The following is a 12,344-nucleotide window of genomic DNA, read 5'->3' on the forward strand; positions in this document are numbered from 1 at the left end:
CCGGGGGCTGGAGTGGGGGTGCCGCCGCCGGGCTTTTTCGCCCCCTCCGCCCCTGCCCGACCCGCATCTGGGGGCTCTGCCCCCAGACCCCCCTGCGATGTCTTTGGGTGCGGGCCGGTGGGGGCTTGTCGCGCAGTTCCCCGCGCCCCTGACGGGGCGCGGAGTCCGCACCCGAGTCTCAGCATCCGAACCTCGGTCGCTCCCTTCGGGCCCACCCATGCATACTGCTCCCATGCTCACGCACCAGACCTTCGCGTTTACCTATGGCAACCGGCCCACCGGCTGCCATGGTCGTGCTGCTTGAGCAACTGACAAGCGACTTCCCAGGCGCCCCGGGCCGACAAGGCCCGGGGCGTCTGCCGTTTCCGGGCCCTGCCGCTCCGGGGCACCCCTTCCACCAAGGAGCCCCACCATGGCCGACGTACTCGACAAGACCGGCGCCCGCACCGACGAGGCGGCCGACGTGATCACCGGCGCCCGTGAGCGCATCGACGCCCTCGACGACCGGATCATCGGTCTCGTCCAGGAACGGATGGCGGTCTCGGCGGTGATCCAGGAGGCCCGGATCGCCTCCGGCGGCCGCCGGGTGAACCTCTCGCGCGAGATGGAGATCCTCGGCCACTTCAGGGAGGCGCTGGGCAAGCCGGGCACCACGCTGGCCATGACGCTGCTGGAGCTGTGCCGGGGCCGCATCTGAACCCGGCACACGACCCATGAACCCGTGCACGGCGCACGCACGTACGCATTCCGTCTCACCCGTACGGCGCGTGACCGCCGCGCCGCGGGCTTCGTTGGTCCCGGTGTCCGTGTCAGCCAGGGGCGGGCCCGAAAGAACCACGCGTGGCTTCGCTGGAGCGATGAGGCGTACGGATCGTGCCGTGCGCCGTGGGACCTCGCTCCAGGGATGTGACCGGACGGCAGGGGACAGCAGCCCGGTCACTCAAGAGAACGGTCGGCTCCGGGGACGCCCGGGGCCGACCGGCGGAATCTGTTCCGAGATGGTCCAGACGGTTGCGGAGGCCGTTGCCCATCCAGCACGATGCGAGACAGCCCAAGAGAACAGCCCCACGTCCCGACTGCCAATGGTCGACACCACGTACGCGCCCCTCGCGCGCCGGGGCGCACGACCCGGTGGTCGCCCCCGAACCAGCGGCGCAACCCCCCGGCGCCGCTTCCAGGCACCGGCGCTGCCCTGACGTCGGTGCTGACGAAGAGGGGCCCCGCGGCTCCTCCCCCAAGCTCTCGGCTTCTCCCCCAGTGCCTCAAGCGCCTGGGAGGTACCCCCGGAGCAGGGGGACCCCACCGCGGGGCCCTTCGCCATGCCTGTCACTCCCCGCCTTCGGCGTTCAGGTGCGGGACAGCGTCCCGCAGGTGTCGGTGGCGGAGCGCTCGATGTCGCGGCTGCGGTCGTACGGGTCGGTGGTGGGCCCGGTCGGGGGCGCGCCCGTGGGAGCGGACGAGTCGAACTGCGGGTGCAGGAAGCCGTCGTAGACGTCACACGCGGAGTTGGCCAGATTCTGGTCGTACCGGAGGATCCACAACGTGCCCGGGGTGGCCTGGTACTTGCTCGGGTCGGCGACCTCCACGTCGAGGACGCGGCGCACGATGGTGCGGGTCACCTCGGTCGAGCCCTTGTCGGCGGGGGCCACCGGATAGACGAAGGTGTAGTCGGCGTGGACGGCGACGGACGCATGCTCGCCCGCCTTGAAGGTCATACGGCCGCGCGTCTTGGCCACGTCCCCGACCAGTCGCGTCTCGTCGGGATCGAAGCGGCTGAAGAGCGTGAGCGGATCGTGCTTCTTGCCCGGCTCGCGCAGCCAACTCTCCATGTCGTCGCGCAGTTTGGGCTGCTTGGGGTCGAGGGTGGCGAGCGCGGCCTCGGGGCGATCGCCGCGCAGGGTGGCCGGGTTGAGGTTCGCGTCGACGAGCAGATTCTTCGTCAGCCGCAGGGCGGTGGCCACCTGAGCCCGGGTCCGTGAGCCGACCGGCGCGGCCTTCGGTACGACGATGCCGGCCGCGCCGTCGGCCCAGCCCTCGGCGGGCGATCCGGCGAACGGCCTGTCCAGGGTGGGGGTGTCGGGCGCCGCGGAGGAGGGGGGCGCGGTCGGGGGCGCCGTTTCCGGCGGCAGCGAGGCGGCGGCCGAGGGGTCGCCGGACGAGGTGTCGAACGGATCACCGGGCAGCAGCGACGGCTTCATCGCCACCACCGCCACCGCGATCGCGAGCGGCACGCCGATGATCGCCCACAGACGACGGCGTCGGGTCGCGCGAGCGTTCCTGTCCTGCCATGCGGGGCTCGTTCGCCAGCCTTCCGGCTGACCGCCCCGCGCCTCCTGCTGTCGCAGCCGCTCCGTCACCATGCGGGCCCGCGCGGACGGCTCCTTCGGGGCCGATTGCCGGATGTCGCGTTCGCTGTCGCGGGCGAACCGCTCCCACACATCGTCAGGCACGGCGGGTTTCCCGGATTCCCCGGTTTCCTCAGGCTGCTTGTCAGACACGAGGATCAGTTCTAAGCGGTTCGAAAGGCTGTCCACAAGCCGCACTTGGATGTGACTCAGGCCACATAAGATTTCTGTGAAACGGGGCGCAACCATTTACACGTTTCGCCGGTCACACCTGCAGAACCAACGGCCACACCCGCGCCCCACACGCGGAGGCCTCACCTATACGAGCGCCGCGGAGCCGCGGTGCAACCGGACTTTCCGAGGTCTTCATGAAGCTTCGCCGTGCCATGGCCGTTGCGGCCGCGACGGCTGTCATAGCCCCGCTGGCGCTGCTGTCGGCGCCGGCCGCGTTCGCGACGGACGACCCGAGCTCCAGCCCGTCCACGAGCGCGTCCGCGCCGGAGTCTCCGAGCGAGTCGGCATCGCCGTCCGCGACCGAGACGGCTCCCGAGCCGACCGCCTCCACCTCTGCCTCTGCCTCTGCCTCCGAGTCCGCGAGCGAGTCCGCTCCGGCCCCGAGCACGTCCGCCTCCGAGTCCACCCCGGCGCCGAGCACCTCCGCGCCCGAGGAGTCGGAGTCGCCGGACCCGGAGCCGTCCGAGTGCGAGGACTCCAAGGTCGACGTGTCCATCACCGGCCTGCCCGGCAAGATCGCGGTGGGCAGTGGCTGGCACAAGTTCTCCCTGAACGTGGCCAACAACTCCGAGTCCACCCTGAGCGACCTCGGCTTCTTCGCCGGCGCGTCCTCCGACAAGGCGGGTGAGGACCTCTTCCAGAGCAAGAAGGTCCAGCTCCAGGCCTACAACCCGGACGAGAAGGTCTGGGAGGACGTCGACTCCGAGGGTTACGCGGTCGGCTTCGTCGGCTACACCGACGAGCTCAAGCCCGACTACGAGGTCAACATCCCGCTCCGTATCAACGTCAAGTCCAGCGCCCCGGTCGGCGCCGGCTTCTCCCTCGGCGCCAGCATCTACGGCGACGCCGACGCCGAGTGCACGGGCTTCGGCGAGGTCGCCTACAAGTTCCAGATCGTCGCCGCCGGCACGGACACCGGCGGCACCAAGCCGCAGGAAGGCGGCAAGGTCCCGGTCTCGGACAAGCCGGCCGACAAGAGCAACACGCCGGAGGTCGACGGCAGCCTCGCCGAGACCGGCTCCAGCTCCGCCCTGCCGATGATCGGCCTCGTCGGCGGTCTCGCCGTCGTCGCCGGTGGCGGTGCGGTGTTCGTGGTCCGTCGCCGCAAGTCGGGTGACGCGACCGCGTAAGGCGGCCGGACACAGCACACGTAGGCATCACGCCTCGTACAAGAAGAAGGACCTGCGCTCGGAGGGGGGCGCAGGTCCTTCTTTCTTTGCTTGCCGGGGATTACGACTTCGGCGGTACCGCGGGCATCCCCAGGAACGGCAGCTTCAGCGCGCCGAACGCGTCCGCGGGGACGGCGGGCTGCTGCGGCTCCACCGGCTTGAGGCGCTCGTACGCCGCGCCAGGCGCCGGACGCGGGTCGGCCTCGCCCTTGTTGGGCCAGTACGACATCGCGCGCTCGGCCTGGGCGGTGATGGTGAGCGACGGGTTGACGCCGAGGTTCGCGGAGACCGCGGCGCCGTCGACGACGGAGATGCCCGGGTGGCCGTACAGCCGGTGGTACGGGTCGATGACGCCCTCCTCGGCACTGGCGCCGATCGGGCAGCCGCCCAGGAAGTGCGCGGTCAGCGGCGTCCCCATCAGCTCGCCGACGTTGCTGCCCGCGAAGCCGTTGATCTCGGCGGCGATCGCGGAGGCTCCTTCCGAAGCCGCCTTGATCTGCTTGGGGTTGGGCGCCCCGTGCCCTTGGCGGGCGGTCAACAGCCCCTTACCCGCGCCCTTGGGCTTCAGATAGGTCGTGAGTGAGTTGTCGAGCGATTGCATCACCAGACCGATGATCGTCCGCTCGGACCAGCGGCGGTTGGAGAGCGAGCGCATCACCAGCAGGGGGTGTCTGGTGGCGTTGGCCAGCCAGCCCAGGGCCCTCGACGAGCCCTCCGCGTAAGGGACTTGGAGTATGGATAGCCCGCCCATCGAGTTGGATCCCTTGCCGTAGCGGACCGGCTCGATGTGGGTGTTCTCGTCGGGGTGGATGGACGACGTGATGGCGACTCCGCGCGTGAAGTCGACCTTCGGCTCACCGGTGACCTTGCGATAGCGGCGGTTGTCGGTCTGCGCGCCCACCAGAGCCTCGGAGTTGGTGCGGGTCAGCTCGCCCAGCTTCTGCGAGATGTACGGCAGTTGGCCGCCCGCCTTCATACGGTGCAGCAGGGTCTGCGTGCCGTAGGTGCCGGCCGCGAGAACGACCCGGCGCGCCTTGAACGTTCGCCCCTGCCCCTTGCGCTTCTCGTCCGTGGGGAGGGTCTGGACGGCGTACCCGCCCTGTGAGTCGTCCGTGACCGACACGACGGTCGTCATCGGGTGCACGACGGCGCCCGCCTTCTCGGCCAGGTACAGATAGTTCTCGTTGAGGGTGTTCTTCGCGCCGTGGCGGCAGCCGGTCATGCACTCGCCGCACTCGGTGCAGGCCTTGCGGGTGGGGCCGGCGCCGCCGAAGTACGGGTCGGCGACCTCCTCGCCGGCCTTGGCCTTCCTCGCCCCGTCGGCGTCCTCGCCGTCCCCGAAGAAGACACCCACCGGCGCCATGTGGAAGGTGTCGCCGACGCCCATCCGTTCCGCGGCCGCCTTGAGATGCACGTCCGACGGCGTCATGGTCGGGTTGAGCCGCACGCCCAGCATGCGCCGGGCCTGGTCGTAGTACGGCTTCAGCTCCCCTTCCCAGTCGGTGATGTCCTTCCACTGCGGGTCCTCGAAGAAGGGCTTCGGGGGCACGTAGAGGGTGTTGGCGTAGTTCAGGGACCCACCGCCGACACCGGCACCCGCGAGGACCATCACATTGCCCAGCAGATGGATGCGCTGGATGCCGTACATGCCGAGCTTCGGGGCCCAGAGGTAGTTCTTGATGTCCCAGGAGTTCTTCGGCAGCGCGTCGCGGGTGAAGCGACGGCCCGCCTCCAGCACACCTACGCGGTAGCCCTTTTCGGTGAGCCGGAGGGCGGTCACCGATCCGCCGAAGCCGGAGCCGACGACGATGACGTCGTAGTCGTACGCGCCGTCATCCGGGTTGTGGACAGAGTTCTCCTGTGACACGTGCTGCTCTCCTCGTTGAGAACGGTTCGCGGGCTAGCGCAGACGGAATGCCTTCATGACCTTGAGGCTCCGGCTCATGAACGCGGCATACTTCTCGTCGTCCATCCCCAGCGACGGCGCCATCGGCAGCAGTCGCTGCTGGGCGACGGTCTGCGCCTCGGTGTACTTGAGGATGCCCTCGGAGCCGTGGCGGCGGCCGAGGCCCGAGTCCTTCATGCCGCCCATGGGCGACTGGACGCTGCCGTAGGCGGGGGCGTAGCCCTCGTTGACGTTGACAGTGCCGGTGCGCAGCCGCGCCGCGACCGCCCGCCCCCTGCGTCCGTCCTTGGTCCAGACGGACGAATTCAGGCCGTACGGCGTGGAGTTGGCGAGCTCGACGACCTCGTCCTCGGTCTTGAACCGGTAGAGGGAGACGACGGGCCCGAAGGTCTCCTCGGCGCAGACGGCCATGGGAGCTTCCACCCCGTCGAGGATGGTGGGCTCGAAGAAGTAGGGGCCGATGTCGGGCCGGGCCGCACCACCCGCGACGACCTTGGCGCCCTTCGCGACAGCTTCCTCCACATGCCGCGTCACGGTCTCCAGCTGCCGTTCCCCGACCAGCGACCCCATGTCGGCCCCGTACGCGAGGGACGTGCCGAGCCGCATGGCCTTGGTCCGCGCGGCGAAGCGCTCGGTGAACGCGTCGGCGACGGACTCGTGGACGTACAACCGCTCGATGGAGATGCAGAGCTGACCGGCGGAGGAGAAGCAGGCGCGGACGGCGCCCGCGGCGGCCTTGTCGATGTCGGCGTCCTCCAGGACCACCATGGCGTTCTTGCCGCCGAGTTCGAGGGAGACCCCGACGAGGCGGGCGGCGGCGCCCTGCGCGACTTCGCGCCCGGTGCGCGTGGACCCGGTGAACGAGACGTAGTCGGCATGCTTGACGACCTCGGGCCCGACAACAGGCCCGTCGCCGATGACGACTTGGAAGACCTCGGCGGGCAGCCCGGCCTCGATGAGCAGGTCCCGCGCCCACAGGGCGGTCAGGCAGGTCTCGGTGTCGGGCTTCATCACGACGGCGTTGCCCGCGACGAAGGCGGGGAGCGCGTCGCCGACGGACAGCTCCAAGGGGTAGTTCCAGGGCGCGATCTGACCGACGACGCCGCGCGGGTGGCGGAGCTCGGTGACCTTGGTGAGGGTGGGGACGGCGCCGGTGTGCCGCTTGGGACGCAGATACGAGGGCGCCTTGCGTCCGTAGTGCCGGGCGGCCACCACGACGGCCTGCACCTCTTCGTGCGCGTGGAGGCGGGCCTTGCCCGTCTCCAGCTGGATGAGGTCGAGGACCTCGGCCTGGCGGGCGAGCACCAGGTCGTGGAAACGGAGGAGGACGGCGGCGCGCTGCCGTACCGGGGTCGCCCCCCAGGCGACCTGCGCCTTGCGGGCCCGCTCAAAGGCGGTCGCGACGTCCTCGGGGGTGGACTCGGGCAGGTCGGCCAGCTTCTCGCCGGTGAACGGCGTGTGGTTGGCGGTCCGACCGGACCCGACGACGCCCTTGGTGAGCTGGGCGACCAGCTCGGGGGTGACGACGTCGACGGCGGTGCGGGCCCCTGCCGGCGCGGGCGCGAGGGGGTTGGTGCCGACCGACGCGGCGGCGCCGGCGCTGTCGTCCGTAACGGGGGCCTCCGCAACGGGGGCCTCCGCAACAGGGGCCTCCGCAACGGGCGCTTCCGTAACGGGGGCCTCCGCAACAGGGGCTTCCGCAACGCGGGCCTCCGCACCGGCGCTGCCCGAGGCTTCCGTACCGGCGTCTTCCTTGGCCTGCTCCGCGGCCTGCGAGTCCGTCATGAGCCGCAGGGTATGCCCGAGCGGGCGCTTTGGGTACCCGTCGGTAATCGCCTTTCACGGACTACTCACATGGCGCCAGTGATCGCTGGCAACAAACCCGCTGATCAGGGCGTTGTGGCTCTGACGATCACGGCTTTCCGACTCGGAGGGATCTTCACCGGAGCCCTCGTCGGCCCAGCTGTCCGGCGGACGGACAGCGCGCCCCGAGATGTCGAGCGGATCCCGGGGCGCGACCTGCCGGCGTTCCCGCCGGGTGAGAGTCCACCTCCCGACATCGCGGCCTCCTTCGCGGTTCATAGTGCCCCCGGCATAGCGTTCACCTTCAATCTATTGCAACGAGCAAGGTAAGGGATATTGCATTAGCCTCCAGACCGTTGCAACGATTTTCCGGCATCTACCTGCACTGATAAAGATTTAGCGCAACGAGCTCGTTGCCTGATCGATGAATGCAACGTAGCGTTTCCCGCATCAGAAACACGGAATCGAAGGAGCGCACGATGCAGAAGTTCGACACCCCCGCCCCGGTCTCCGCCGTCCTCGACATCCCCGCGGGACGCATCCAGTTCATCGCCGCCGACCGGGCCGACACCACGGTCGAGGTCCGGCCCACGGACGCCTCCAAGAGCCGCGACGTGAAGGCGGCGGAACAGATCGAGGTCGAATACCGCGACGGCGTCCTGCGGATCGAGGCCCCGGCGGCGAAGAATCAGTTCCTCGGCGCCTCCGGATCCGCCGAGGTGACCATCCAACTGCCCGCCGGCTCCCGCATCGAGGCGAAGGCGGCCGGCGCCGAACTCCGGGGCGTCGGACAGCTCGGCGACGTCGCCTTCGAAGGCGCGTACCGCCAGATCAAGATCGACGAGGCCGCGAGCCTCCGCCTCACCGCGATCGACGGCGACGTCGAGGTCGGCCGGCTCGGCGGCCCCGCAGAGATCAGCACCCAAAGGGGCGACATCCGCATCACCGAGGCCGTGCGCGGCACGGTCACCCTGCGCACCCAGTCCGGCGACATTTCGGTCGGCGCCGCCGCCGGCGTCTCGGCCGTCCTGGACGCCGGCACCGGCTACGGCCGCATCAGCAACGCCCTCAAGAACGACGGCACCGCCCAACTCGACATCCGCGCCACCACCTCCCACGGCGACATCACCGCCCGCAGCCTCTGAAACCGCCCGCAGCCTTGAAAAGGGGAACACCTCTCATGACCGACCTGGCCATCGCGGCGAACGGGCTGCGCAAGTCCTACGGCGACAAGACCGTCCTCGACGGCATCGACCTGGCCGTCCCGGAAGGAACAATCTTCGCGCTGCTCGGCCCGAACGGCGCCGGCAAGACCACCGCCGTGAAGATCCTCTCCACCCTCATCACCGCGGACGCCGGCGAGACCCGCGTCGGCGGCCACGACCTGGCCGCCGACCCGCAAGCGGTGCGCGCCGCAATCGGCGTCACCGGGCAGTTCTCCGCCGTCGACGGCCTGATCACCGGCGAGGAGAACATGCTCCTCATGGCGGACCTGCACCACCTCTCCAAGCGCGAGGGACGCCGCGTGGCCGCCGAACTGCTGGAGCGCTTCGACCTCACCGAGGCCGCGAAGAAGCCCGCCTCCACCTACTCCGGCGGCATGAAGCGCCGCCTCGACATCGCCATGACCCTGGTCGGCAGCCCGCGGATCATCTTCCTCGACGAGCCGACCACCGGCCTCGACCCGCGCTCCCGGCACACCATGTGGCAGATCATCCGCGAACTCGTCACCGACGGCGTCACCGTCCTCCTCACCACCCAGTACCTGGAGGAGGCCGACGAACTAGCCGACCGCATCGCCGTCCTCAACGACGGCAAGATCGCCGCCCAGGGCAGTGCCGAGGAGCTCAAGCGGCTCATCCCCGGCGGCCACGTCCGGCTCCGCTTCACCGACCCGGCCGCCTACCAGAACGCCACCTCCGCCCTGCCCGAGGCCTCCCGCGACGACGAATCCCTCACCCTGCAGATCCCCAGCGACGGCAGCCAGCGCGAGCTGCGCTCCCTCCTCGACCGGCTGGACTCGGCCGGCATCGAGGCCGACGAGCTGACCGTGCACACGCCCGACCTCGACGACGTCTTCTTCGCCCTGACCGGCGGCACCGGCATCCCCAACCAGCCCAAGGAGGCTGTCCGATGAGCTCCCTGACCCTCGCCATCCGCGACTCGACCACGATGCTGCGCCGCAACCTCCTGCACGCCCGGCGCTACCCCTCCCTCACCCTGAACCTGCTGCTCACCCCGATCATGCTGCTGCTGCTCTTCGTCTACATCTTCGGCGGCACCTTCAGCGCCGGCCTCAACGGCGGCCACGCGGATCGCTCGGTCTACATCGCCTACATCGTCCCGGGCCTGCTGCTGATGACCATCGGCTCCACCGTGATCGGCACCGCGGTCTCCGTCTCCAACGACATGACCGAGGGCATCATCGCCCGCTTCCGCACCATGGCGATCCACCGCGGCTCCGTGATCATCGGCCATGTCATCGGCAGCGTGCTGCAGTGCGTGCTGAGCGTGGTCCTCGTCGGCGCCGTCGCCGTGGCCATCGGCTTCCGTTCCACCGACGCCACCGTCCTGGAATGGCTCGCGGCGTTCGCACTGCTCGTACTCTTCGCCCTGGCACTCACCTGGATCGCGGTCGGCATGGGCCTGGTCAGCCCCAACGCCGAGGCCGCCAGCAACAACGCGATGCCCCTGATCCTGCTGCCGCTCCTGTCCAGCGCCTTCGTCCCGCTCCACGCGATGCCCGGCTGGTTCCAGCCGATCGCCGAATACCAGCCGTTCACACCCGCCATCGAAACCCTGCGCGGCCTGCTGCTCGGCACCGGGATCGGCCACAACGGATGGCTCGCCGTCGCCTGGTGCCTGGGCCTGACGGTGCTCGGCTACCTCTGGTCGACCTCGAAGTTCAACCACGACCCGAAATAACCGCCATGACAACGCGGGTCGCCTCCCGCAACTCGTCCCACCCCAGGGCGGCGTACACCGACACCCCGTCGGCGCACGCCGCCCCGCTCGTGTGCAAGAAGGACACCATCCCGGCCGAGATCATCAAGGCCCAGGCCGCCAAGCTCGCCTGAGCCCAGCCTTGGGACAGGCCGCTCAGAGCTTGTCGATGTCCAGGTTCGCGACCGCCGCCTTGGCGACTTCACGGCCCCGGGCCGTGAAGTCGCCCCTGCCCGGGTAGCTGATCGTGAGCTTGTACATGTCCCCCGCCGCGGACTTGTAGTAGAAGATCTTCAGTTCGCGGGGGCGGGGGTTCTGGCTGTCGGTGGTCTTGTAGAACACCGTGTTCTCGGCGGACTCCTTGCCGTGGTACGTCGTGTTCCCCTCGGGGGTCGTCTTCTTCGGGCCCTCGGGCATGCTCAGTTCGTACGCGCCGCTGTCCTTGAACTCACCGTCGTCGGCGTACATTTCCGCCCGCGCGGAGTCCTTGATCTGCTTGCTCGTGTCCTCGGACTTCTTGGCGAGGGTCAGACCGATCCAGATGCTCCCGCTCCAGTCGGTGTACGTGACCCAGTGCCCCTTGTCCGAACTGCGGTCCGGCGTGGATCTCTGGTAGTCCGCGGGCACCGCCAGCGTCGCGGCGACGTCCGCCTCGTGCCGCTTCTTCCAGCCGTCCGGCAGCGGTCCCGCGAACGGGTTCGCGATCACCAGGTACGCCGCCACCGCCGCCGCGACGACGGCCGCGCCGAGGCCGAAGAGGGTTTTGCGGCCGATGCGCAGACCCTTGCCGCCAGGCCCGGCGATCTGCACGACCTGCGTCGGCGCCGGTGCGGGCGGGTTCGCCGCCTCCTCCAGGAGCCGGCGGACCTGAGCCGCGCCAGGGCGGCGCGACGGGTCCTTGTCCAGAAGGCCGGTGATGACCTCGGTGAGCGGCCCGCCCGCCGAAGCGGGCGGCGCGGGCGTCGCGTTGAGGACCGACTGGAGCGTGGCGGGCGTGTTGCTGCGGCGGAAGGGCGAGACACCCTCCGTGGCCGTGTAGAGGACCACGCCGAGCGACCAGAGGTCGGAAGCCGGGCCGGGCCGCTGGCCCAACACCCGCTCCGGGGCGATGTATTCGGGCGACCCGACGAAGCCACCCGTATCCGTCAGGTTCGTCTCGCCCTCGATCTGGGCGATGCCGAAGTCGGTGAGGACGACACGGTCGTGGCGACCGAGCAGGACGTTGTCGGGCTTGACGTCGCGGTGCAGGATGCCCGCCGCGTGCGCGGCCTCCAGGGCGCCGAGGACCTCCAGGCCGATGCGCGCGGCCTCGCGGACGCCGAGCGTGCCCTCCTGGAGGGCGTCGCCCAGTGAGCGGCCCTGCACCAGCTCCATGACGATCCAGGGCTGTCCGTCCACGACCGCGACGTCGTGGACGTTCACGACCGCGGGGTGGTCGAGCCGCGCCGCCGCGCGCGCCTCACGACGCATGCGCTCGAAGGCGTTGGCACGTTCACGCTCGGGAAGATGGTCCGGAACGCGTGGCTCCTTGACGGCGACCTCACGGTCCACCGTCTCGTCCTTGGCCCGCCAGACGGTGCCCATGCCGCCGTGGCCGAGCTTGGAGAGGAGCCGGTAGCGGCCGACGATGAGCCGCCCGGCGCCCGGGTCCTGCGGAGGTTGCGCCTGCTGCTCCGGAGCGATCCGGGTGGGCGCGGCATACGGATTGCCCGGGTAGGGGACGCCTGACTGCTGTCCCGACGCGGGCGCCGACTGCTGTCCCGACGCGGGCGCCGACTGCTGCCCCGACGCGGGCGCCGACTGCTGCCCCGACGCGGGCGCCGACTGCTGTCCCGGCACCTGCGCCGACTGCTGCCCCGGTACCGCCGGACGCGGTGGTTGCAGACCGAAACTGGTTGGCTCGTCGGGCCCGTACGGAACTCCCCCGTTGTCGCTCATGAGTCC

At 70.0% G+C, this 12,344-nt stretch carries 10 protein-coding genes; 6 read left to right on the plus strand and 4 right to left on the minus strand.

Translation table 11 applies throughout. The features are described 5' to 3' along the window. Positions 1-412 precede the first annotated feature (412 nt). The gene (locus tag IEY95_RS35195; protein WP_189190259.1) at positions 413-697 is read left to right on the plus strand and encodes a chorismate mutase; all 285 of its coding nucleotides are present in this window, start codon (positions 413-415) and stop codon (positions 695-697) included. A 649-nt stretch (positions 698-1,346) separates the two neighbouring features. Here IEY95_RS35195 and IEY95_RS35200 read toward each other — a convergent pair. Beyond that, complete coding sequence (locus IEY95_RS35200; protein WP_229703577.1) at positions 1,347-2,498, minus strand: hypothetical protein; 1,152 nt, start codon at positions 2,496-2,498, stop codon at positions 1,347-1,349. A gap of 215 nt (positions 2,499-2,713) precedes the next feature. Here IEY95_RS35200 and IEY95_RS35205 point away from each other — a divergent pair, with 215 nt between their 5' ends. Continuing rightward, positions 2,714-3,709 carry an LAETG motif-containing sortase-dependent surface protein gene (locus tag IEY95_RS35205; RefSeq protein ID WP_189190261.1) on the plus strand — a complete coding sequence of 332 codons (996 nt, stop codon included), beginning with the start codon at positions 2,714-2,716 and terminating at the stop codon, positions 3,707-3,709. 100 nt (positions 3,710-3,809) lie between these two features. Here IEY95_RS35205 and IEY95_RS35210 read toward each other — a convergent pair whose 3' ends face one another. Then, the gene (locus tag IEY95_RS35210) at positions 3,810-5,615 is read right to left on the minus strand and encodes a GMC oxidoreductase (protein WP_189190262.1); all 1,806 of its coding nucleotides are present in this window, start codon (positions 5,613-5,615) and stop codon (positions 3,810-3,812) included. Between the two features lie 33 nt (positions 5,616-5,648). Further along, the gene (locus tag IEY95_RS35215) at positions 5,649-7,439 is read right to left on the minus strand and encodes a succinic semialdehyde dehydrogenase (protein WP_189190263.1); all 1,791 of its coding nucleotides are present in this window, start codon (positions 7,437-7,439) and stop codon (positions 5,649-5,651) included. Between the two features lie 497 nt (positions 7,440-7,936). Here IEY95_RS35215 and IEY95_RS35220 point away from each other — a divergent pair, with 497 nt between their 5' ends. From IEY95_RS35220 to IEY95_RS35235, 4 genes are read left to right on the plus strand one after another with little or no spacing between them, the layout of a single operon-like run. Then, positions 7,937-8,602: a DUF4097 family beta strand repeat-containing protein gene (locus IEY95_RS35220; protein ID WP_189190264.1), complete on the plus strand. Its 666-nt coding sequence runs from the start codon at positions 7,937-7,939 to the stop codon at positions 8,600-8,602. 35 nt (positions 8,603-8,637) lie between these two features. Beyond that, complete coding sequence (locus tag IEY95_RS35225; RefSeq protein WP_189190265.1) at positions 8,638-9,594, plus strand: ATP-binding cassette domain-containing protein; 957 nt, start codon at positions 8,638-8,640, stop codon at positions 9,592-9,594. Then, positions 9,591-10,382, plus strand: coding sequence for an ABC transporter permease (locus IEY95_RS35230; protein WP_189190266.1), 792 nt, complete (start codon positions 9,591-9,593; stop codon positions 10,380-10,382). The genes IEY95_RS35225 and IEY95_RS35230 overlap by 4 nt, the downstream gene beginning before the upstream one ends. Positions 10,383-10,387: 5 nt before the next feature. Further along, complete coding sequence (locus tag IEY95_RS35235) at positions 10,388-10,534, plus strand: hypothetical protein (RefSeq protein WP_189190267.1); 147 nt, start codon at positions 10,388-10,390, stop codon at positions 10,532-10,534. Between the two features lie 22 nt (positions 10,535-10,556). On the opposite strand, the gene IEY95_RS35240 is transcribed toward IEY95_RS35235, so the two are convergent. Further along, positions 10,557-12,338: a protein kinase domain-containing protein gene (locus IEY95_RS35240; protein ID WP_189190268.1), complete on the minus strand. Its 1,782-nt coding sequence runs from the start codon at positions 12,336-12,338 to the stop codon at positions 10,557-10,559. Positions 12,339-12,344 lie beyond the last annotated feature (6 nt).

Source organism: Streptomyces albiflavescens (genome assembly GCF_014645835.1).
Taxonomy (GTDB): Bacteria; Actinomycetota; Actinomycetes; order Streptomycetales; family Streptomycetaceae; genus Streptomyces; species Streptomyces albiflavescens.